General features: G+C 37.1%; 24 protein-coding genes. 1 reads left to right on the top strand and 23 read right to left on the bottom strand.

Annotated elements, in window-relative coordinates:
- Positions 1-18: 18 nt before the first annotated feature.
- The 20 genes from AC4GZ8_RS01890 to AC4GZ8_RS01795 all read right to left on the bottom strand — a co-directional run bounded on the left by AC4GZ8_RS01890 (position 19) and on the right by AC4GZ8_RS01795 (position 20,563).
- Positions 19-1,548, bottom strand: coding sequence for an acyl-CoA carboxylase subunit beta (locus tag AC4GZ8_RS01890; RefSeq protein WP_491080105.1), 1,530 nt, complete (start codon positions 1,546-1,548; stop codon positions 19-21).
- Between the two features lie 23 nt (positions 1,549-1,571).
- Positions 1,572-2,471: a hydroxymethylglutaryl-CoA lyase gene (locus AC4GZ8_RS01885; RefSeq protein WP_491080104.1), complete on the bottom strand. Its 900-nt coding sequence runs from the start codon at positions 2,469-2,471 to the stop codon at positions 1,572-1,574.
- A gap of 15 nt (positions 2,472-2,486) precedes the next feature.
- Positions 2,487-2,699: an acetyl-CoA carboxylase biotin carboxyl carrier protein subunit gene (locus AC4GZ8_RS01880; RefSeq protein WP_491080103.1), complete on the bottom strand. Its 213-nt coding sequence runs from the start codon at positions 2,697-2,699 to the stop codon at positions 2,487-2,489.
- A gap of 159 nt (positions 2,700-2,858) precedes the next feature.
- Entirely contained in the window at positions 2,859-3,017 is a 159-nt protein-coding gene (locus AC4GZ8_RS01875; RefSeq protein WP_491080102.1) for a hypothetical protein, read from the bottom strand.
- A 102-nt stretch (positions 3,018-3,119) separates the two neighbouring features.
- Positions 3,120-3,551, bottom strand: coding sequence for a YueI family protein (locus AC4GZ8_RS01870; protein ID WP_491080101.1), 432 nt, complete (start codon positions 3,549-3,551; stop codon positions 3,120-3,122).
- Positions 3,552-3,680: 129 nt separating this feature from the next.
- Positions 3,681-4,613, bottom strand: coding sequence for an ArsA family ATPase (locus tag AC4GZ8_RS01865; protein ID WP_491080100.1), 933 nt, complete (start codon positions 4,611-4,613; stop codon positions 3,681-3,683).
- 27 nt (positions 4,614-4,640) lie between these two features.
- Positions 4,641-4,901: a cory-CC-star protein gene (locus AC4GZ8_RS01860; RefSeq protein WP_491080099.1), complete on the bottom strand. Its 261-nt coding sequence runs from the start codon at positions 4,899-4,901 to the stop codon at positions 4,641-4,643.
- A gap of 62 nt (positions 4,902-4,963) precedes the next feature.
- Positions 4,964-6,697, bottom strand: coding sequence for a carbon starvation CstA family protein (locus tag AC4GZ8_RS01855; RefSeq protein ID WP_491080098.1), 1,734 nt, complete (start codon positions 6,695-6,697; stop codon positions 4,964-4,966).
- A 106-nt stretch (positions 6,698-6,803) separates the two neighbouring features.
- Positions 6,804-8,108, bottom strand: a complete 1,305-nt coding sequence (locus AC4GZ8_RS01850; RefSeq protein WP_491080097.1) for a multi antimicrobial extrusion protein MatE — start codon at positions 8,106-8,108, stop codon at positions 6,804-6,806.
- Between the two features lie 271 nt (positions 8,109-8,379).
- Complete coding sequence (locus AC4GZ8_RS01845) at positions 8,380-9,468, bottom strand: Gfo/Idh/MocA family protein (RefSeq protein ID WP_491080096.1); 1,089 nt, start codon at positions 9,466-9,468, stop codon at positions 8,380-8,382.
- Positions 9,468-10,451: a Gfo/Idh/MocA family protein gene (locus AC4GZ8_RS01840; protein ID WP_491080095.1), complete on the bottom strand. Its 984-nt coding sequence runs from the start codon at positions 10,449-10,451 to the stop codon at positions 9,468-9,470. Before AC4GZ8_RS01840 ends, AC4GZ8_RS01845 begins: the two co-directional genes overlap by 1 nt.
- A 15-nt stretch (positions 10,452-10,466) precedes the next feature.
- Positions 10,467-11,576, bottom strand: a complete 1,110-nt coding sequence (locus AC4GZ8_RS01835) for a Gfo/Idh/MocA family protein (protein ID WP_491080094.1) — start codon at positions 11,574-11,576, stop codon at positions 10,467-10,469.
- Between the two features lie 21 nt (positions 11,577-11,597).
- The gene (locus tag AC4GZ8_RS01830) at positions 11,598-12,476 is read right to left on the bottom strand and encodes a sugar phosphate isomerase/epimerase family protein (RefSeq protein ID WP_491080093.1); all 879 of its coding nucleotides are present in this window, start codon (positions 12,474-12,476) and stop codon (positions 11,598-11,600) included.
- A gap of 23 nt (positions 12,477-12,499) precedes the next feature.
- Positions 12,500-13,333, bottom strand: coding sequence for a carbohydrate ABC transporter permease (locus tag AC4GZ8_RS01825; protein ID WP_491080092.1), 834 nt, complete (start codon positions 13,331-13,333; stop codon positions 12,500-12,502).
- Positions 13,334-13,345: 12 nt separating this feature from the next.
- On the bottom strand, positions 13,346-14,296 hold the full coding sequence (locus tag AC4GZ8_RS01820) for a carbohydrate ABC transporter permease (RefSeq protein WP_491080091.1): 951 nt from the start codon (positions 14,294-14,296) through the stop codon (positions 13,346-13,348).
- A gap of 55 nt (positions 14,297-14,351) precedes the next feature.
- Positions 14,352-15,653, bottom strand: coding sequence for an ABC transporter substrate-binding protein (locus tag AC4GZ8_RS01815; RefSeq protein ID WP_491080090.1), 1,302 nt, complete (start codon positions 15,651-15,653; stop codon positions 14,352-14,354).
- A 305-nt stretch (positions 15,654-15,958) separates the two neighbouring features.
- Positions 15,959-17,101, bottom strand: a complete 1,143-nt coding sequence (locus AC4GZ8_RS01810; protein WP_491080089.1) for a GntR family transcriptional regulator — start codon at positions 17,099-17,101, stop codon at positions 15,959-15,961.
- Between the two features lie 189 nt (positions 17,102-17,290).
- Complete coding sequence (locus AC4GZ8_RS01805) at positions 17,291-18,271, bottom strand: Gfo/Idh/MocA family protein (protein WP_491080088.1); 981 nt, start codon at positions 18,269-18,271, stop codon at positions 17,291-17,293.
- Positions 18,272-18,415: 144 nt separating this feature from the next.
- Positions 18,416-19,561: a M20 family metallopeptidase gene (locus tag AC4GZ8_RS01800; protein WP_491080087.1), complete on the bottom strand. Its 1,146-nt coding sequence runs from the start codon at positions 19,559-19,561 to the stop codon at positions 18,416-18,418.
- A gap of 87 nt (positions 19,562-19,648) precedes the next feature.
- Positions 19,649-20,563 (bottom strand): AEC family transporter, encoded by a 915-nt coding sequence (locus AC4GZ8_RS01795; protein WP_491080086.1) that lies wholly within the window; start codon positions 20,561-20,563, stop codon positions 19,649-19,651.
- A 174-nt stretch (positions 20,564-20,737) separates the two neighbouring features.
- Here AC4GZ8_RS01795 and ppnP point away from each other — a divergent pair, with 174 nt between their 5' ends.
- A complete protein-coding gene (gene ppnP / locus AC4GZ8_RS01790) occupies positions 20,738-21,052 on the top strand; it encodes a pyrimidine/purine nucleoside phosphorylase (RefSeq protein WP_491080085.1) in 315 nt (104 codons plus the stop codon).
- A gap of 61 nt (positions 21,053-21,113) precedes the next feature.
- Here the strand turns inward: ppnP and AC4GZ8_RS01785 are convergent, their stop codons facing one another.
- From AC4GZ8_RS01785 to AC4GZ8_RS01775, 3 genes are all read right to left on the bottom strand, one after another.
- On the bottom strand, positions 21,114-21,707 hold the full coding sequence (locus AC4GZ8_RS01785) for a branched-chain amino acid aminotransferase (RefSeq protein ID WP_491080084.1): 594 nt from the start codon (positions 21,705-21,707) through the stop codon (positions 21,114-21,116).
- 59 nt (positions 21,708-21,766) lie between these two features.
- Positions 21,767-22,522 (bottom strand): exodeoxyribonuclease III, encoded by a 756-nt coding sequence (locus tag AC4GZ8_RS01780; RefSeq protein ID WP_491080083.1) that lies wholly within the window; start codon positions 22,520-22,522, stop codon positions 21,767-21,769.
- A 302-nt stretch (positions 22,523-22,824) separates the two neighbouring features.
- Entirely contained in the window at positions 22,825-23,793 is a 969-nt protein-coding gene (locus AC4GZ8_RS01775; protein ID WP_491080082.1) for a S8 family peptidase, read from the bottom strand.
- Between the last annotated feature and the right edge of the window lie 55 nt (positions 23,794-23,848).

Here is a 23,848-nt window from a genome sequence, read left to right as displayed (position 1 = left end):
GATGTCTATTATCTTTTTTTATACAGGGTGAACAGGGTGCTTTTTGTCTGAAAAGATTATATACTTTGACATATATGCTTCAAAACGGACAAGCAATTCATTTCTTAATGAATTCGATGGAATGACCCCGTCTATAATCATTTCAGATGCTAATCGATAAATATCAATGTCTTCTCGATATTCCTCGCGCTTTTGTTGAATAAATAGAGCACGCTCTTCAACAGGAAGCTCAGCAATCTTATTCGCATAAACAGCATTTACAGCTGCTTCTGGCCCCATAACGGCAATTGATGCAGTTGGCAGAGCTAAACAACAATCCGGATCAAACGCTGGACCTGCCATTGCATATAATCCTGCGCCATATGCCTTTCTGACAATAATCGATATCTTAGGTACAGTGGCCTCTGCCATGCTTGAAATCATCTTAGCGCCATGGCGAATAATACCCGCTCGCTCGACTTTTGTTCCGATCATAAATCCCGGTATATCTGCTAAAAATAGCAATGGAATATGAAAGGCATCACATAGGGAAATAAATTTTGCAGCCTTATCGGCTGAGTCGTGAAAAAGCACACCGCCCTTAACACGAGGCTGATTGGCAATGATGCCAATCGATTGGCCATTGATGCGGCAAAGTCCTGTAATAAGCTCTTGGGCAAATAATGGCTTGATTTCAAAAAATGATTCCTCATCAACGATTCTCTCTATGAGGTCGTACATATTAAAAGGTGCATTTTGATTTGTTGGAATGATCTCTTCGATTGTTTGTTCAAATGACTTAGGAGGCACTCCGTCAACGATTGGTGGTTTTTCTTGATAACTTGCAGGAAAGTATGAGAGGTATTGACGTGCAAGTGTAATGGCTTCATCCTCTGTTTTTGCCAAAATATCACCACATCCTGATATTGAACAATGCATTTTTGCGCCGCCCATTTCTTCTAAGGAGACTTTTTCACCAATGACCATTTCAGCCATTCGCGGTGAGCCGAGATACATGGAGGCATTTCCCTCCACCATAATGACAACATCACAAAAAGCAGGAATATATGCACCCCCAGCAGCAGAAGGGCCAAACAATAAGCAAATTTGCGGGATTTTCCCGGAAAGTTTTACCTGATTATAAAAAATCCGCCCTGCACCGCGTCTGCCTGGGAACATGTCAACCTGATCTGTAATTCGAGCTCCGGCGGAATCGACGAGATATATCATCGGAACAAAAAGCTTTTCAGCCGTTTCTTGTATTCGAATGATTTTTTCAACCGTTTTTGCTCCCCATGATCCAGCTTTAATCGTGGAATCATTTGCCATCACACAAACTGTTTGCCCGTTTATTTTTCCGATTCCAGTTACAACACCGTCCGCTGGGAAGGCATCATGTTGACAGTTCGCAAAAAGGCTGTCTTCTACTGTTAATCCTTCATCTAATAATAATTCAAGCCTGTCTCGTACAAATAGCTTTCCGTTTTCTTTATTTTTTGCGTGATATTTGCTTTGTCCTCCTTTTTTAATTTTCTGAATGCGCTCTTCCAATGTTTTATCATGCGACAATTTTATTCCCTCCTTTATAGCTTTCACTTATTCTGAAGAACTAGCAAACTATGACTAGATAAAGGCCGGCCGATTTTTTCTTGGATAAAGACGGATGCTTTGTGGAGCTTTTGTGTATCAACTCCTGTTTGGATGTTCATATTTTGGAGCATATAAAGGAGGTCATCTGTTGCGACATTTCCAGATGCCCCGGGTGCATAAGGACAGCCGCCAAGTCCACCTAATGAACTATCAAAAACGGTAATACCCGCATCTAAGGAAGCGGTTACATTAGCGAGCGCTGTTCCTCTTGTATTATGAAAATGCATGGCTATTTGCTTTGCAGGGAACCTTTTTAATACTTCAGTTAATAAGTCTTGCACCTGCTTAGGTGTTGCAACTCCAATTGTGTCACCAAGTGATAGTTCGTATACACCCATTTCAAATAATTTTTCGCATATTTTCAGGATTTTTTCATGAGATATTTTCCCTTCATAGGGACAACCAAATACGGTAGAAAGATATCCTCGAACAGATTTTCCTGAGCGTTTTGCATTCTGAATAACAGATTGTAAGATTGTCAGACTAGATTCAATTGATTTATTTACATTTTTTTGATTATGTGTTTCACTTGCTGAAAGGAAGACAGACACTTCATCAATGTTTGACTCTAAAGCCTTTTCAAGTCCCTTCTCATTCGGTACAAGGGCTGCATAAGTTACCCCTTTTTCACGAGTAATGCTTTTAGCAACCTGTTCTGAATCCGCTAATGCTGGTATCCATTTAGGGTGCACGAAGGAGGTAACTTCAATATATGATAAACCTGTTTGTGACAATTGGTTAATCCACTTCACTTTATCCATTGTAGGAATAAATGTTTTTTCATTTTGCAGTCCATCACGCGGACCGACCTCTTTGATCGTCACAGCTTGTGGCCATTTCAAAGCATTTACCCCTTTCTAGTCTAGTTCGATTAACGAGTCACCTTCATTAACAAAATCTCCTTCATTAAACAAGATTTTCTTCACAACCCCTTTTGAATCAGCGGCTATTGGTATTTCCATTTTCATTGATTCTAAGATCACAACTTCCTGACCTGCCTCTACCTTGTCACCAATACCAACAAGAATCTTCCATATGCTACCTGCCATATTCGCTTGTATTGAGCTCATGATTTCCCCCCTATACTATTGAGAACAGATGATGTACTGCCTACTACTATCTTATTCGCGGAAATGACCGTTATAATCGAATATAAGTATTTTGATTATTTAGATAAATCACCAAATATTCAGCCATAACAAAAAGCCAACACATAAATATTGGCTTTGTTACTTATTTCTACAAAATTTACAAACCTTTATAAGCTCATTTGCTTCGGTTCGATGCGGGTAGACAAGCTTAATTCTTGTTTTTCCACACAATGGACAAGTTCCTCTTCCCCTTGATGGTAAAGACGTTAATGTTTTTCCTCTATATCTTTTTGCCAATTTTCTTCAGCTCCATCCATAGGTTGTTTCCATATACTACGGATGGATTCTAAAAAATGAACTAGGACAAATGTGGGTTTTTATAATAGCTCAGATATTTTCTTAAAAAAACTTTTTAAAGAAACGAAATAAACTGTTTTCGTCATGCTGTTCCTCTTGATCTTTTTCGTTGTCATTTGTTATGTAGATATCCTCTATATTTACTGCATGATCATACGCTAGCACAAGACCTAGATCACTATCATGCTCTTTATTAGTTGACATCACAAATTTATTGCCGACTTTATCCGCTAATTTTATATAATCAGAAAGATAGGAATAATTCATATTACCATTAAGGAATAGCGTTGCTTCCTTGTTTTTTGCCATTAAATTTTCGACCTCTTTATATGTTCCTGGTTCTCTCACTTGTGATTTTGTGAGAACAACGACGGCGCGTTCCCGCAATGTTCCTAAAAACTTTCGACGTTCATCTGGATTAATTTCACGTGGTCCGTGAATTCCCTGTTGAATATAATCATCTAAACGATCCATGCTCTCCCTCCAATTATTATTAGTGTATCCCTTTTTTCTTTTTCTTTACAGAAAAACGCATTTCTGTAAGTTTAAAATAACTTAATTATGTTAACTAATAGAAAATGGAGCATTCTTGCTCCATTTCGGTTAAGTCGGTATATGCTCTTTTAAATATTGAGCGAATTCCTTTAATAAACTAAGAGAATGAATATCTGTTTCAAACAATGGAATATAATGTTTTTCTTGGTTAGCAAATTCTTTTTCAACCCATTTTATATATTTATGTTCTGTTTGCTGTCTTTTTTTCCAAAACTCACCAATATCACTTTCAGTTAAAATTTTATTAATAAATAATGTTTTCACTTTGAGCTGATGAGTTGCAAGCATGTCGATCGCTTTAGAGGTTTCAAGAATAGATAACCGTTCAGGATTTAGAATAAAAATAAAGCCTGTTTGTGCCTGATCTAATAGAACATGGCGGACTTTCATAAAACGCTTTTTGCGATTTTGAAGAACTTGAAAGATTGGATCTTCGATTGGTTCACCATCATTTAGTAATTGTGTATATGTTTCATTCCGTTTTTTTCTTCGCTCAAGCATACCATCTATCCAAACACTCATTAGCTCTGGAAGTGTTAATAACCGAATCGTATGTCCTGTAGGAGCTGTATCGAACACAATATGATCATACTCTTCTCCTTCATCAAGAATAATCGACACGATTCTATCAAATAACGATGCCTCTTCAGCACCAGGTGTGGAGCTTGCTGCATCAATTTGACGGTACACTTCGTTTTCCATGTGAGATTTCACAACACCGCGAATATTTTCCTTTACGGTTTTTATATAGTTTTTCGTTTCAATTGCCGGGTCAATTTCCAGCGCAAATAATTGAGGAAAAACCTCTATAGGTTGATTTTTTAGTGTTTGGTGAAAAATATCCCCAACATTATGTGCGGGATCTGTTGAAACTAACAATGTTTTCTTTTGCTGCTGTGCTAGCATTAATGCGATCGCCGCTGCACTTGTCGATTTCCCCACCCCACCTTTTCCTCCTATAAACAATATCTTCTCTTTCATGCTGAATACCGCCTTTCCTTTATTACATTAACAACAACGTAAGCCATCTAAAGGGGACTTCTCCATTCCCATTCTCAGATGCCAATCATGAAATTTCTCAATCATATGAGGATAAAGCTCTAATGTATAATAAAATGCCGGATTTGGCAGTCCGAGAGTCTCTGATAAACATAAAAAAAGAAATAAATCATCTTCATCTCGTATTTCTCTTGCTACTTCTGTTTTATGTTGAACAGATAAAATGTCATCATATAGTTGAATAAGTTTTTTTATCGTTGTTAAATTCATAACCCTTCAGCTCCTTAAAAAGAGAAGGAACCTGTTTTTCAATAGGCTCCCTCTGTTGCAAGTTATAGGTTTGTAGGGGTGTCTCGTTTCGTTAATTCCTTAAGGGCTGTTAACACAATCCAAATCGCAAACACTAAGATGATGCTTCCGAATATAAACAACAATAGATTCATATCAGTAGCACCTAATCCTGACCATTCAAAGACTACTTGTTGAATCATTGCCCATATCGTCATAAATAAAATAAACACCATTGGGATAAACGTAACAAGATAGTTTCGACCGAGGCGTTTTAGCCAAATTGAAACGAGTAGTAAACTAATTCCGGCTAGCAATTGATTGGATGTTCCGAACAATGGCCATAATAAATATCCGCCAGAACCAAAACCATTTGGACCTTTTGGTAATAAGACGAGCGCAGCACTTGAAACAACTGCAATTGATGTGGCAACATGTGTTTTGGTTAATGAAGGTACCTTATACTCTGTACCTAATTCAGCTATGATGTATCTCATGAGACGAACAGACGAATCAAGCGTTGTAGCCGCAAAGCTAACGACAATAATAGAAATAATCGTTCCAGCTATATCTGCCGGGATCCCTATTCCTGTAGCAAGCTGTGCACCACCCGCGATAAAGTTTCCAAGACCGCCTCCATTTGCTGCTCCAAATGAACTGTAAGCTTCTTTAAACTCTCCGACACTTGAAAAAACCGTTACACAAGCAATAATGGAAATGAGAGCTAAAAATCCTTCCCCAACGGCACCTAAATACCCAACAAACCTTGCATCTGTTTCTTTATCTAGCTGTTTTGATGAGGTACCAGATGAAACAAGTCCGTGGAATCCTGAAATCGCCCCACATGCAATTGTGATAAAGAGTAATGGGAACCACGATTTATCGGTCGCCTCTGGATTCGTAATCGGTGCAGTTATTTCAGGGTTTAAAAATAAAAGCCCTCCATACATGATGACCAACCCAACGACTAATTGATGTGAATTAATATAATCCCGCGGTTGCAATAGCTTCCAAACTGGCAGAGTTGATGCGATATAACAATAAACCATTAAAATCACAATCCATACAAAAAAAGCAAGAGAAACACCGTTTAGACCAAATAGAGTAGTAGCCTCTGCACCTCCGAAATATTTCACTAAATCAATTTGTAAAGCTGGCACTTTACTTGTTAATACAGCCGACCCATACATCACTACAAGAGCAATAATAGATGGAATCAGCATGCTTCCTTTCTTTTTGTACACCGCATACCCGATCCAAATAGCTAGCGGAATTTCAATAAACACAGGGATTACACTTGCAGGAAACTTAATGAATAAGTTCGAAATCACCCAAGCAAATACAGCGTTTACCATTAATACTAGAATAAGAATTATGAATAAAAATAATAACTTCGCTCGCTTCCCAATTAACTTGTTTGCTAAAGTTCCTACAGATTGGCCTTTATTACGTACAGACAGCACCAATGTTCCGAAATCATGAACACCAGCAGCAAAAACAGTACCTAATAAGACCCACAGCAAGGCAGGAAGCCAGCCCCAGTATACAGCAATCGCAGGTCCTACAATAGGTGCCGCACCTGCAACTGAGGTGAAATGATGTCCCCATAAAACAGACTTTTTCGTTGGGACAAAGTCTACACCATCGTTATACTCATGTGCAGGTGTGACAAAGTTTGGATCAAGTCGGTAAATTCTTTCAGCTACAAACTTTGAGTAAAACCGATAGCCTAACCAAAATACGATTGTACCAATTACGGCTAACCATACAGCATGCATGCTTATCCCTCCCAGTAGAATTTTTTAACCTTTGGTCAAACATACTACTGAGGTCATTATATGTAAGCGTTATCAGTTTCATGGCAATTTTCAAAAAATTCATGATTTAACCATTTACAAAATTCTTTTCCGTATGATGAAGCTGGGTTAGACCTTTTTTATTCTTTTTACCTCCGCTGTATAAAATAAAGGCTAACATACAAAGTTCTGAAAGCATGCCAACAGATTGAGCCATAGCGCCAATTCTTCCATTCCAATGGGGAACAATCGCTGAAGCAAAAACAAGAACCAAAAATGTAAAAATAAGATTAGTCGATTGTGAGAAAACCATTACTTTTGTCTTTTTTCTTACCATTAGTAAACCATTGCAATAATCAATAAACGGAAAAGCTAATGTCATGAGCATAAAAACATATAGACTTTCAAGACTTGCCTTAACAAGCCGATCATTTGCTCCTAAAACATGTTCAATAAAAATCGCCCCTAATGGGGACATGCAAAAAATGGCTAAGATAATCGTCGGAAGAAATCCAATCATAAATGTAAACTGTTGTACCTTTTGGGGATGATCTTTGTGAAATGTCAGGACAATTTGGTGCGTATATGTAAAAAAGCTTAAAAATAATTGTGTAATACTTAAAGCAATTGCATAGGACGCTATCGCTAATTCAATTTCACTTGTTTTCCCTAAAAAGGCGTTAATCACAGGTCCAACCATAACGATAATTAATGAAGAAAGAATAAGTGGATGATAGAATTGGAAAATCTGTTTCTTCGTTCGAATGGAATGTGTTGGATCTTTATCCGCCATTTTTTTCACAAGGACTCTTCCCTCTAGAAAACTAATCAGACTCTCCACCATCATTCCTGATAAAAAGATAATGGCACCTGTTCTAGCATCGATATTTCCAGTCTGAATAAAATACAAAGAAAGAAGATACATGACAAGCAAACGGATCATCATCCCAATTGTCAGCCATTTTGTTTGTCTATTTAGAATGATTACACCTTGAAACAAACATCTTATTGCTGAAAAGAAGGTAACAAAAATAAGAACCTGATACACACCAACAATTTGCGTAATCATGCTTTGATCTGCTCCAAAAAATGTTGAAAAAACCCATTCCCCTACAGGTGTAAAAGCAATTGTAGCTGTAGCCAGCATTAATCCTAACACAACATAAGCGCTTACAATTGACATCGCATGAAATGAAACTTTGTCACGAACTAATGCCGAGCAAGCATTTCGCAGCAATACCCCCAAACGTTCCGTGATTCCAAACAAGCTCATTGCAACAACATAACTGGCAATAATGACTTCCGCATCATTTCCCCTTGTTAATGTTCCATTAATGATCATATGAGAAAACGTAACTAAACTGGCTGATAATCCTAAAGGTACAAAGAACATGAGAATCTTTTTGGTCGATAATATTTCTTCTGCTTTAATAATGTTTCATCTCCCTTTCTAGGCTTGAAAAACAAACAAATAATACGGGGCATGTGGGGTTTATTTACGATTATTTGGATTTACCTTCGATTCTATCATTATATCAACGATTATGAAGATTTATTTGCTATTTTCAGAATTTATTTTCGATTAGACTTTTTTCGACAAAAACCGCACATTCTCAGTTACAAATACAAAGAGAGAAAGATCCCTCTTTCTCTCCGCATACTTTCTATTTAAAATCTGGAATCTCGATTGAAACCTCTCTACCCTCTTCAGAAGATCGCAGGATCCCATCTATAATTGCTTGATTAATTACAATCTGCTCACCGGGTATTGGAGCTGATTTCCCTTCTTTTATTGAAACAACAAAATCCCGGACTTTTTCATAAAAAATGTCAAGTTGATGCTGTTTTACTGGAATCTCTGTCTCAACATGGTGCCCTTTTATATCATGGAACAAGCTGATTTCTCCTATACCTCCATCCCAAACTCCGCTCCATGGCCCGCTTCCTGCCGGCGTTAATTTCAATCCAGCATCAGTACCTAAAAACAGGGTTGGCCCAAGTGAATCCATATGCATGGCCCACGATATTTTAAAGTTTAGGACGATCCCTCCCTCTAAACGAATAAAGGCTGTACCAAAGTCCTCTACTTCAAATTTATTTGCCGCCTGATGATAAAGTGGATTTGTTCCAAAATGATTTGAAGTATAAGCTGAAACCGTCAATGGTTTTGGATAACCAAGTGTGTTTAGCGCTAAATCCAATGAATAGCATCCGATGTCCGCCATCGCACCTGCACCCGCTAACTCTTTATTGATAAACGTACCACCCGGCATTCCGCGACGGCGTCCGCCACCTGTTTGGATATAATAGACATTTCCTAATTGACCTGATTGAACTAGCTCTTTTACCGCTTGCATATTAGGGTCATATCTTGGTTGAAAGCCTACTGTAAGCATGCGATCAGCTCTTTTAGATGCTTCTACCATCTCAATTGCTTGCTGTAATGTAACAGCCATCGGTTTTTCAACTAGCACATGCTTGCCTGCAGTTAATGAATCCACTGTTGTTTGGTGATGAGCGACATTTGGAGTACAAATACTTACTCCATCTAAATCTAAATTGAGAAGTTCCCTGTGATCATCAAATGCTTTAGCATCCACAAGATCAAGCTTTTCAATAAATTCTTTTGCTTTACCGGGAATTACATCAGCAACAGCTACAATTTTCACCTCAGGCATTTTCTTATAAGCTCTAGCGTGAGCTGCTGCAATTCCGCCACTACCAATGATTCCAATTTGAATCACTTGTGTCATCATGATCCCTCCTTCTTAATCGAATAAGGATGATAGCCGGCATTTTCATAGATTTTTTCTGTTAATCTCACAACCTCTTTCGCAAAGCTTCCAGGCACCATTACCTCATGTTCACCTACAATTGAGCTGATAAAACTTTTATCTGAGTTTGTTTTTTGTTCAGGCAATACTGGAATGATTGGATCTTCACCTAATTTTCGAACCGTTATTTTTCCATTATCAAAAAAGATCGCTCCTTGATCTCCACAAAATACATAGGTTTCATGCCAACAAGGAGCATTTCCAATAATGGTTAGTCCTGCAACAACATTGTTTTCAAATCTAATCGTAGAAACAGAATCTAATTCAACCGGACAACCATGTGTTTCAACGGTTGACTTTACTTCTAGCGGCTTTAATCCTGTCGTCCATAAAAGAACATCAATAATGTGACTACCAGAATCCATCAGCATCCCACCGCCAGATAAAGCAGGCTCCTGTCTCCACGTATCTTTAGAAAGATGGCCCCACTCCTGATAAAGAGCGGCTGATACAGATGACAGCTGACCGATAACATCTTCTGAGATGGCGTTTCGGATATATAAGAATGACGGCTCAAAATGCCTTTGATAAGAAACCTGGAGAATTTTCCCCTTTTCTTTGGCTAACTCAATTATAAGAGCGGATTCTTCCATAGAACAAGCCATTGGCTTTTCAACTAACACATGACATTGATGCTCTAAGGCATCAACGACATGCTGTTTATGAAGTGTATGCGGAGAGCAAATCACAACAGCATCTAAAGCAACTTCCTCTAACATTTCTTCATGGTCAGAGTACTGATCAACATCTGTTAGATGAAACGTTGTACGAAAGCGTTCTCTATTATGAGTACTAGGATCAGCGATTGCCGAAATTTCAACATTTTTTTCGTCCAGCATTTGTTTTGCATGCAAATGCGCAATGCCACCTGTGCCGATAAAACCGAGTTTAATTTTTTTCATGTGGTCCTCCTTTTCTTATGAGTTAGACATGAGGGCAGTTTTTTCATCAAAATAAACTGCTTTACCTGTTTTAGCAGATTCATAGATGGCTTCCAATATTTGCGTTACTACATACGCCTCCTCAGGTTTAACAACTGGTTCTGTATCATAAAGAATATTCTCAATCCACATTCTCGCTTCTAAATCTGCATCTGATTCTACATTGCCATCGTAAAATGCGACTCCACCAGGTCCCAGGTCAACATTTGTCGTATAAAGTTTTCCGAAGTTTTCGCCATTAATTCTTAATCCATCCTTCATATCAGCTCCGCCTTCAGTTCCACTTAGTGAACATTTAGCTTCATCCACATCCAAGGTGTTTAATGCCCAACTAGCTTCTAATACAATGGTTGCTCCATTTTCCATTGTGATAAAACCAAAAGCCGAGTCTTCAACTGTAAATTTCTCAGGATCCCAAGGTCCCCAAGCATTTGCTGCATTTCTTTTTTGACTTAGCTTATGATACGTTTTTCCCATAACAGATTTTGGCTTGTAATTATTCATCATCCATAATGTTAAATCAAGTGCATGTGTACCAATATCAATGAGCGGTCCGCCACCTTGTTTTTCTTCATCAAGAAAAACACCCCATGTAGGAACAGCACGACGGCGGATAGCATGTGCTTTTGCGTAATAAATTTCACCGAGGTCTCCGCGCTCACATACCTTATGTAAATACTGACTATCAGGGCGGAAGCGATTATTATACCCGATCGTAAGCTTTTTGCCTGAGCGATTTGCCGCTTCTATCATGGCCTTCGCTTCTTGAGACGTCTTTGCCATTGGCTTTTCACACATGACATGCTTTCCTGCATCTAAAGCAGTGATTGTGATTTCTGCATGAGAGTCATTTGGTGTTAAAACATGAACAACTTCAATTGTTTCATCTTCTAATAACTCTTTATAATTCTCATATACTTTTGCATTCTTTGTACCATATTCTTGTGCTGCTTTTTCAGCTCGCTCTACAACTACATCACAAAATGCCACAAGCTCAACTGTTTCTAATTTTTTCAAGCTAGGCATATGCTTCCCATTTGCGATTCCACCACAACCAATAATTGCTACTCTTACTGTTTTTGACATCTGATACTCCCCCTAAAAATATTATTTAAAATAGATAGATAGATGTTCTTTTGCCTTAATAATCCCTTCGCGTTCTGCTTCGATAGATCCCCAATAACGGTGATCTTCCAGCTCAATACTAATTGGACCTTGGTATCCAATTTTTTCTAATCGAACCGCTACCTTTGCCCAATTAACTTCTCCCTGACCTGGTATTGTATAGCGCCAGGAACCTTCAGAGAAATCATACTTTGCACCAAATGATGCTGGTAAAATGCCATATTCATATAAATCCTCGTGAAGAATTTCCGTATCTTTCCCATGACAGTAATTCACTCGATCACCAAACTCAGTTAGTACTCGCAAATGGTCAATACCAAGCCTCACTAGATGTGAAGGGTCGTAATTTAGCCCGAAATGTTTGGACGGAATCTTGTTAAACATGGCTCTTAGCATTTCTGGTGTTGTTCCTAATGTTGGATAATACGGAGCAGGTCCTGGCCATCCTTCAAGAGCAATAAAAAGGTTCTCTTTTTCCGCCTCTTCTACAATAGCCGGAAAAGTTTCCTTCCATATCGAATACGCCTTCTCTCTTGAAATCGTCATATCTTCTGGTACTAAACACATAAAGATAACACGACCACCTAACCTAGAAATCTCACGAAATTGAGACGTTATTGACTCAACTGCCTGCATTCGTACCTTATCGTCTGAGCTTAAAAGTTTCGTCTGACCTACTGCCCCTACACCGTCTATCGAGCCTACCTCTAATCCCGATTTTTCTAAAGTCGTTTTCACCTCCTCATTGTAATAAGGGACATCGATAACATCGATCCCTATACTTGACGCCCAATTTGCTAATGATTCAATCCCTTCTGCTCCAAGCTTAGGTGGAATTCTCATACCAATTTGTCTTTTCATCTTTTTCTCCTCCATCTTCTAATCTATTTAATACCACTAAATGTAATACCTTTAATAAAGGTATTCTGTAAAAAGAAGAACAAGATAATGACAGGAACGGTCATCATTGTTGAAACCGCCATCATTAATCCCCATTCAGAACCTTTTTGACTCTGGAATTGTTGAAGTCCAAGAGATAGTGTGTACTGAACCGAATCTGTTAAATATAGTAATGGACCAATGAAATCTGTCCAACTAGCCATAAACTGAAATAAGCCAACCGCTAAGACAGCAGGTTTTGCGAGCGGAAGCATGATTTGCCAATAGATTCTAAACTCGCCTGCACCATCAATTTTTGCTGCTTCTCTTAAACTATCAGGTAACCCCATAAAGAATTGTCTTAATAGAAAGATATAGAACGGGATCCCAAAAAATGCCGGAATAATTAAAGGATATGGTGTTCCGACTAACCCTAACTTCTCAAATAATAGAAAAAGCGGGATCATTGTGACTTGTCCTGGAATCATCATGACACCAATCGTAATGATAAAAAGAATATTTCTACCCGGCCACTTTAACTTTGCAAAGCTATAGGCAACAATTGGACAGGATAACACGGCACCGAGAGTACTAAATATTGTAATCAAAACTGTGTTCTTTAAATAGGTGAAAAACGGAATATAGTTCATTGCATCAATATAGTTACTCCATTGAACAGGTTTAGGAATCCACTCAGGCGGAAAGGTAAAAACTTGGTCCAGTGGCTTCAGTGAGGTTGACACCATCCATATAAACGGAATTAAAAAAAAGAAAGATGCAACAATTAGTACTATATGTGCTAGACTTCGAGAAACGTGTTTCTTTGTTGTTCCATCCATATACTTCCCTCCCTATTTTCCTTGATAATGAACCCATCTCTTAGAGGTAATAAATACGATTGCCGTTAAAGCCATAATGATAATAAACAAAATCCAAGCCATTGCTGAAGCGTAGCCCATTTTAAAGAATTTAAATCCGTTGTCATATAAATACATCACATAGAAGGTTAACGAATTTGCAGGAGTCCCTTGACCTTGAGTAAGCGTGTACGGTAACGTAAATTGCTGAAATGCCCCAATAATTCCCATAACCAAGTTAAAAAAGATAACAGGAGTTAATAGAGGTAAAGTAATGTGAATCGTTTTCTGAAACCAATTTGCTCCATCCACATCTGCTGCATCATAGTAGTCCTCAGGTATATCACCTAATCCTGCAAGATAAATCACCACTGCCTGCCCAATTCCCCATAAAGACATAAGAATAAGAGATGGCTTTGACCATGTTTCACTACCAAGCCATGCTGGTCCTTCAATACCAATCATGTTCAATAAACCATTAACAAGTCCGAATCCCGGATTAAGCAGCCACATCCATAACACAGCAAGAGCTACATGCGGAACAAGAGTTGGTAAGAAAAAAATCGTTCTGTATATGGCCATACCTTTCACTTTCATATTCAACATCATCGCTAATGCAACCCCAAAAATAATACTTAAAGGGACAAAAAATATAGCAAAATAGACCGTATTATAAACCGACTTCCAGAACAGAGTATCGTGAAATAAATCCTTATAGTTTTGAAGTCCTATAAATTCTCCCGGTTGAAGAATGCTATACGTTGTAAAGCTAAAGTAGATAGAAGAAAATAAAGGAATGGCATAAAAAATGATCAGTCCTAGAATCCAAGGTAATGCAAATAAGATACCGTATTTATACTCTGCCAAGTTAGCAACTATATTTTTTCGCCTTGTGGAAATCGGAACATTTTGAGTACTCGTTTGATTTACCGGATTGCTCTTCATCAATGATTACCCCCTATCTATCAAATGCAAGGGAGAAAAAGTTCTCCCCCGCCTCTTATTTATTGAGCTCCTTGTTGACCTTATCCGTTACTTTCGTTAACAGCTCCTCAGGTGTTCCATTTCCTCTTGTTGCATTTTCAACAGCACTAGCTAATTCATTCCAATAAAGAGAACCTTGCGTCATAACAGGCCGATGATGTGAAACGGGTAAAATCTCAACAAATTCCTTTAGGATTGGATCTTCTTTATATCCAAGTTCTTCATTGACAGAATCAATAACAGAAAAGTCTCTTGAAATACCACTAAATATTTTTTGTCCTTCTTCACCACTAAAGAACTTCAAAAATTCCCAAGCAGCTTCTTTGTTTTTCGCTCCCTTAGGGATAACGACAGACCAGCCACCAGACCAAGTTGTATGATTTTCACCCGTTGGAGTTGGCATTGGGAATACACCATAGTTCAAGTCAGGTTTAAATTTTTTGATGGCAGAAACTTCCCAAGGACCACTTACTTTCATGCTTAGTTGTCCAGTTAAAAATGGATCCATCGCACCTGTCCCCTGTGAATCTGTAAAGCCAGCTATATCTTCCACATCATATTTTTGAGCATAATCTGCCATCCATTGTAATGCTTCAACTACTTTTGGATCATTTGCTGTTGCTGTGTTTGTCTCAGGGTTGAAAAACTCTCCGCCAAAGGCCCAGCCCCAACCATATAACCAGCCTTGACCAAACCAAGGAATAAATCCAATTCGTTGGAATCTGCTTCCCTCTTTTATGGTCAGCTTTTCGGCTGCTGCCTCCAGTTCTGCAATTGTTTTAGGCGGATTATTTGGGTCTAATCCAACCTCTTCAAAATGATCTACGTTAAAATAGACTAAACGTGAGTCTGTAGAAGTAGGTAAACCATAAAGTTTTCCATCGTAGCTTGCTTCTTCCCAAGCAAATGGGTAATACATATCCTTTGTCACACCGCTTGCTTCAGCAAGTTCAGTCAAGTCCTCCAATGACCCTTGAGCAGCCCAAGAACCAATTTCAAATCTATCAAAATAAGCAACATCCGGCGGATTTCCTCCTGATACAGCTGTTAATAATTTTTCGTTTTGCCCTTCCCCTTGGTTCGCAGTATAAACAGCATTTATTTTAATATCTGGATGTTTTTCTTCAAAAGCCTTTATAACTTCCTCAACAGCCTCACCTGTAACATCTGTCATAGAATGCCAGAACGTAACCGTTGTTTTCCCATCATTTTCTTTGCCTTCAGATGAACTAGAGTTTGACGAACAGCCAGCAATGATCAGTGAAAAAGACATAAGTAATACGAATGTTAAAAATCCAAACTTCCCCTTCTTTTTCATTCCAATCCCCCCATTTGATATGAAATGCTTTTAGTACAAGAAAAACTCCCTTTCCTGTCCTCCCTTCCCCTTCACATTTCTTTTAGTCAATACAAAGCTGTATGTACCACCAATAAATAACAGCGCTTACATTTTACGTTTTTAAAAATAAGATAAAATGATATAACAACTTGTTAAACTTATTATTAATGGTATGTTGTTAGATTAACAAGCTATATTTAGCATGTCAACAATATTTTTGTAAAGTTTTCAAATTAAAAATAAAGGGGTAACCACAAATGGTTACCCCCTTATTTTTATCTATCTTATGTGTTTACTAGGTTTTTAGTTGAATTCCCTTCGAGAAAAGTAAAATCAATGACTGTATGGTTTGGGTCTTTCTTCCCCATTGAAATATGCTTATATAATATATCAACCGCCTTATTTGCTATATCTACTTCATTTTGTTTGATATGAGTGTAGTCAGGACTTTTATAAGGATGTATTGGTGAGTCAAAACAAACAATTGAATAATCATCTGGTACATGATGACCTAAATCATGTAATACTTTTGTTATCAATAAAGCCCAATCATATTCACAGGCGACAAAAGCAGTAATTGTCGAATTAGCAAGGACAAACTTTTTTATGATTTCGTAATTTATTTCGAACAAGCTTTTATTGTCTTTTGTTTGTTCAAGACTGTTAAGTAGGTTTAACAACATAAACTCTTGTTTTAATTGAATCCCTTGTTTTGAATAAGCCAGCTGAAACCCTTGCACTCTTTCTTCAATCGCAGATGTTCCAACAGGTGAAGATGATATAAAACCAATATTTTTATGACCTCTTGTGAATAAATAATTGGTAAGCTGCTCACTTGCTAATCGATTATCAGTACAAACTGAGCTCGCCGGAATTCCTTTTAAATAGCGATCGACTAAAACGAGCGGAAAATTTTTAAGACTTAATTTAAGTAGCTCGACATTGTAGTTTTCTCCGTGCACTGGAAAGATAATTAGTCCATCAACTGAATCATTTACTAATTGTTTTATCGCCTTTTCTTCCTCTTCAATTTTACCATGTGTTTGTCTAATGATTAGGTTTGCATTCTTCGCTGTACATGCATTCTCAATTTCTTTCACCATCTTCGTTCCAAAGCTATCAGAAAAACCCGGAATAATGAAAGCGAATGTATATCGTTTTCCATTTCCATTTGACTTTGAAGTGTTTATTGAGTCACTTTTTCTTTCATCAATTTGTTTTGAGACAAAAGAGCCCTTCCCTCTTATTCTTTCAATGATATTATGTTGAGCTAATAAATCTAACGCTTTTTTCGAGGTAATTCGGCTTACCTTGAATTTATCTGAAAGATCTTTTTCAGATGGAACTCGATCACCGTAGTTTAAAAAGCCCTTATTTATTTGATCGATAATGTAATCATAAATTTGCTCATAAAGTGGAGTTTTCATAAGTTATTCACCTTTTAGTATAGTTGTTATACCCAATATATCATCTTAGATTCCATTAAACAATATATTAGACCCGGCTATTTTTTGGGTGAATTTGTCAGAACTAGTTCTTTTATGCTTTTCTTTTTCAAAAATAATAGCCCAAACATCCTATAAAGATGTTTAGGCTATTAACTCATTTCTAAAGAATTATTTCCCTTTTTGTTGATTTGACGCGCTTGCTAGCTGGTTGATCAATGTTAATCTTTCCATATCTTCTACTGTAATCGAAGGGGTTTTGTCAAAAAGGATATGTTCTGCCCATTGTTCTAGTGGCATCGGCAATGGTGCAGGCATATTTTCAACATTTATTCTCTTTTCTCCTAGCTGCTTACAGTTGAGATAGGCTTTTGTTTCTTCTATTAGTAAACAGCCTTCCGTTCCATATAACTCGAGTTGGAATGGTGAGCCATGTGATACGAAACTTGTTTCAAGTGTTCCTAATGCACCAGATACATATTCAACAAGAACAACGGCATTATCATCTACCTCATGTCCCATCGTCTTTTGTAATCTAGCTGTAACTGCTTTAGCTTCACCTGCTAACCGATTCGTTAAATAGATTGGATGTGCACCTAAGTCGATCAAAGCTCCTCCCCCGCATTCCTCTTTATTAAAAAAATGCTTAGGTAACCAGCCATGCGGATGATCATCAAATGGTACAGCTCCATTATGAGCACAGCGACATCTGATCGAAGTTAGTTGACCTAATAAACCTTTATCTAATACCTGTTGTGCATATAAATAGTAACTTGATGTAAGCCTTGGTAGAGAGAGCATTAGCTTAACTTGATGTTTGTTAACTACATCAAAAATTTCATGGCAATCCTCAACAGTCAGTGCCAATACTTTTTCTGTAAAAATATGTTTTTTGTGTTGAGCACAAAGGATGATGACTTCTTTATGTAAATTGGTTGGTGTATCAACTATGACGGCATCAATTGCAGAATCATTAAGTACTTTCATAAGATCAGGTTCAAATTCAACACCTAATTCATCTGCCCATTTTTTCCCCCTATCAGCCTTTTCATCCCAGACTACTTTAATAGTGATATGTTCATTTTCTCTGGCTTCCCTAGCATAATCTACCGCATGAACATGCCACTTACTTAACATGGCCACATTAATCATAAAAAATTCCTCCTCTACCCCTATTTGAAAAAAACGATTACTTTTTTTCTTACATAGTTCTATCATTCTATTATATCGTTCGTTTAACATAATATTCTTTTTTTCATAAATAGAAAAAGACAAACCACAATCGGTTTGCCGCTCTTACATTTTCTGTTTTTCAGCTAAACGTTTAATGATTGTCGCTAGTAATAACGTTCTTTCGACAAGACTAGGAATTACTAAATATTCTTTGTCACTATGTGCATTTCCACCAATCGGACCAAGACCATCAATTGTGGCAATTCCTAAGGAAGAAGTAAAGGATGCATCAGAGCCGCCACCTGTTGCTGTATCTTCTATTTCAATACCTATTTCGTCTCCAACATCTTGAATCAATCTTAGCAAAGCACGAGTTTTTTTGTTTTTTTCCATTGGGGGTCGATTCATTTCCCCTTCAAGCATGATCTTTGTTCCTACAACTTCTGTCGTTGAACAAATTTTCTCCAGTTTTTCTTCAATGATCTCTACTTGTTCGATTTCTTTCATCCTGACATCGATCTGTGCCTCAGCATGGTCTGAAACCGTATTAGCGCTTGACCCGCCTTCGATGAGCCCAACGTTTACGCTAATTCCTTTTTTATGATCTGAGAGCTCATGCAATTGAATAATTTTATGTGCTAATTCTTCAATTGCACTTCTTCCCTTTTCCGGTTCAATTCCTGAATGCGCCGCTTTCCCTTCAACAATAAGCGTGTAATTTCCCTTCCCTCTTCGTGCAGAGACTAATGAACCATCTTTCCGAGCCGGTTCCATGACAAGCGCATATTTTGTATTCTTTGCTTCTTTTTCAATAAGAGACTTTGAGGTTGGTGAGCCAATTTCTTCTTCACTATTAAGGACAATTTTAATATGCTTAAAGCCTTCTTCCCCTGCATTCATTAACGCTTTTATCGCATATAAAACTGTTGCATGGCTTGATTTCATATCAATCACACCTGGTCCATATGCACGATCCCCCTCAATTCTGAACGGTCTCTCCTGTACGGTTCCTTTTGGGAAGACAGTATCCATATGAGCAAGAATAACGATACTAGGATCGATTGCGTCTTTATGTTCAATAACTAAATGATTGCCATATTCTTTTTGCGAGATGACCTTAACATGAAATCCTAGCTCTTCATAGCATTCCTTTAGAATCTCTCCGATTTGATCTACACCCTGTTTATGATATGAACCACTATCAATATTCACTAGCTCTTCTATAAAGTTCAGCATATCCTTACAATGCTGCTGTAAAAATAATTCCATGGAGCCTTTCCTTCTTTCTTTCTTGCAGTCACACTATTAAAATGATTTTACCAGAATAAAGTCCTAAAGGTAAGTAGGAATTTGGCATTATACAAAAAGATTCGCTAACAACCATAATAAAATAAAACTAATAACCATCGTCAAATTAGACAATGTTCCAACAAATTTTTGATTATATTCAAACTCTACTGAATAAGGTAAGACCGAAACAGATGTGGGAAGTAAAAGACCTAGCAGTATCGTATATTTAAACATCTCATCAAATGGTAAGAGAAAGAAACAAAGTAAACCTAAGAGCAAGCCTACACCATATCTTACACTTAAATATTGTAGCATTAACTTTACATAGCTTTTATCAAATGTAAAATTCAAATAGATACCTAAAAGCAATAATGATAGTGGCATATTAGCTGCAGAAATAATTCCCGCTACATCTAGTACGACTGAAGGCAATGTTAATCCTAGTAAATTGACGATAACAGCAAAAATATATGTCATAAGCGGAATTGACTTTGTCATCTTTAAAACAACTGTTTTTAAGTCAAATTTTACTTCTTCTTTTTTTGAGAAAAAGCTACCAATTAAATAGCTTACCCCAAATACAATAAAGGCATTCCCCACATCAAACATTCCAAAATAGGTTATCCCCTCTTTTCCAAAGATAACCTCAACAAGAGGATAAGCAAAAAGGCCAATATTAAAGCCAGGAATCATCATTCCGAGCATTCCTTTTACATCTCTTTGCTTTTTACGAAATAAAAAAAGACCGATAGCTCCGATCAAAATCCCATAAAGAAAACCAATTAAAATGAGTAAAAATAAGGATGATTCTAATGTTATATCAGAAAAAGTAATGATGATTAATGAAGGTAGAGTGAGGTTAAAGATAATTCTTGATAAGCCTTCTCCATCTTTCTCTTTTATTATATTTCCTCTTTTTAATATATAACCTAGTGAAATAATAAAAACACAATATAAAAATTGCATATTAAAGCTATCCAAATTCAACTTCTCCTAACATACATTCTTTAAAAATCCACAATACTGTTCATTTTACCTAACATCTATCACTTAATCAAACTATTACGTTACCATTTTTCGTAACATACATTTTTATACCACTATTCTAAATTTTGTGATAAATTGAACTAGAATACTTTGAGAGGATGTAGGTTAATGGCTAAATTTGAGAATATTACAATTGAAAAGAAAGCAAATCTCTATTTTGAGGGAAATGTATCTAGTAGAACGATTTTATTTGCTGATGGAACGAAGAAAACACTAGGAGTTATGCAACCTGGCGAATATGAATTTTCTACGAATGTGAAAGAGGAAATGGATATAGTCTCTGGTCAATTAGAGTATAAATTAGCAGGCGAAGATTGGAAAACAATTGATGGACAAGGTGTCTTTTATGTTCCAGCAAATGAAACATTTCAGGTAAAAGCACGTACAGTTGTTGATTATTGCTGTTCTTACCTAAGTGAATAAATTGGTTAAAAAATACAAAACGGAAATGACTTTTTTAAGCACATTTCCGTTTTCATAAAGATTATCTTTTTTCTGTCTGTTCAACCAATTGAAATAAGAACTTATAAATAAACCGGAGTACCTCACCGATTGTCATTTTTTCCACAAATCCTTTGATATGATCTAATGTAAGATTCATATCCCATAAGCCATCTTGTTGGTTAAACATTAAATTATACTTTGGTGATTCCCCTATCAGCATTTCTTCTACATGTACTCTAATCTTTTTTTCTTCATTTTTCTTAAGCTTAAGACCAAACATCGCCTCATAAGTGCCAAATACATCATCTACTTCCAAAGAAATAGCATCTATTCCAATAATATCAAACCATTCTGATTCAATATAGATAAATTCGGCCATGTTATCCTTAAGGTAGCTTAATGGCTTTTCTAAAAAACTTCCCGACTCCGTGCTAATGAGCTCATCAGTTTCTTTAAGGCTCCTCTCAATGTAAGCATCAAGAAATCTGGAAGTTGGCTCATCTACTTTTACACCTACATACTGTTGATTGTTAGGAACTAATTGATTCGTTTCTAAATATTCTTTTTCTTCCTCAAATAATTCAAAATCTGATCCAAATTGATCTAATAACTTTTGTACACGATCCTTTAACAATACTTGTCCTCCATTCACACAATCCTCTATAATTATAGTATATCCAATTATCTTATGTTTTACAGATCGACCTCCAGGCAAACAGGACAGTGATCACTTCCTAAAATGTCACAGTGTACTTGTGAATCGACCAGACGATCTTGCAGCTTGTTGGATACAATAAAATAGTCAATTCTCCAGCCAATATTCCTTTCCCTGACCTTGCTCATGTATGACCACCAAGAATACACATCTTTCTTCTCTGGATATAAATATCTGAAACTATCAACGAAACCTTCATTTAAAAGAAGCGACATTTTCTCCCGTTCTTCATCAGTAAACCCGGAATTTCCTTTATTAGATTTAGGATTTTTCAAATCAATTTCTTGATGTGCAACGTTTAGATCACCACATAAGATAACAGGCTTCACTTGATCCAGCTTTGAAATATAGTCACGAACATCTTCTTCCCATTCTAGTCTTTCCCCGAGTCTTGAGAGGTCGCGTTTTGAATTTGGTGTATACATCGTAATTAAGTAGAAGCCATCAAATTCTAAAGTTATGATTCTACCTTCAGGTTCTTCCTCGTTTTCCCCGACGCCATATGAAACACTTAAAGGCTTTTTCTTAGAAAAAACAGCTGTCCCTGAGTACCCTTTTCGAAGGGCATAATTCCAAAATTGATGATAGCCCTCAAGCTCTAAAGTTAATTGTCCTTCCTGCATTTTTGTTTCCTGGATACAAAATATATCTGCATCAACTTCATGAAAATATTCTAAAAATCCTTTTTTCACACAAGCTCTAATTCCATTTACATTCCATGATACGAGTTTCATAGGATTTAACTAACTCCTTCGTTCATTTTTTCTTATAAATATTTATCATATCTTATTTGGCTAGAATAATCTAAGATTTTGTATGTCATAAAAAAAAGCCACTAGAGCTAGATACAATAACTACGTACAAAATTTTATACTTCCTTCTCCTTATAAAAAGGAATGTCCATAATGAAATGAACATTCCTTTTTTTGAATATTAAGTTGGTGAGGCTTTCCAATCCTTATGCTCCTCGTCGTGGTACAGAAAAACTGAGCTGAGATAAATCTATCTTGATGGGGTTTTCACAATTACGGATTTCCTAATTAGTGGCCGTTGTTTGCAGAGGTTCTGTTTTTGAAACGAAGTCTGAATCTAAATTTAACACCCCATTTCCTTGATAGCGTCGGCTGTAATTCAGCGAAATTGTTCTTTTAATAAGTTGAGCGTAAATTTCAGCCTCAGTTAGTGGACGGTCGAATTCTTTTTCACATTGCTCAATAATAAGAGCAGCGGCTCCTGAAACATGTGGGGTTGCCATCGATGTCCCTGATAAGACGGCAAATTCGTTATTAAGATATGTTGATAATATTTCTTCACCTGGGGCTACAAGATCAATGGCATTATTTGAATTGCTAAATTCTGAAATCTCCTTTTGTAAATTGACTGATCCTACTTGTACTACTTCTGGATATGCTCCCGGGTATGCAAACTCATCTGTCTCATCATTCCCATCCCCTTCATTACCTGCAGCACAGACGACAAGAATTTCCTGGCTAATTGCTTCTTGAATTGCCTTATGAAGCTCTGGACTATTCTCTCTGCCTCCTAATGACATTGAGATAACTCTTACGCGCTCACCATCCGGTCCTCGCCAATTTGCTGCATAACGAATACCATCGGTCACCCATTTTGTTTCTCCATAGCCTTGGCCTGAGAGCACCTTCAAAACAAGTAGCTTTGCTTTTGGCGCAACGCCGATCACACCTTTATCATTTTCTTCCGCACAAATTGTTCCACACACATGGGTGCCATGCCCATTATAATCCATTATATTTTTTGGATCTCCTTGATCATCTGTTGTAAAATTATACCCATCTATAATTTGGTTTTTAAGCTCGAAATGATTGGAATCACACCCTGTATCAAGAACAGCAATTACACTTCCATTACCGGAATAACCATGCTCCCAAGCAATAGGTGCACTAATTAATTCAATACCAGGTGGAATAATTTTTGTATCTTTTAATACAGATTGAATGGTAAAAGGAATTAAACCTACTTTACTCATTAATGATTCCTCCTTTATTTTCAGGTGACATAATTCCATATTTCCTTTAGCATCC

The sequence above is a fragment of the Metabacillus sp. RB-C-LZQ-3-1 genome, assembly GCF_058315175.1.
This window is presented reverse-complemented; position numbering and strand designations above follow the sequence as displayed.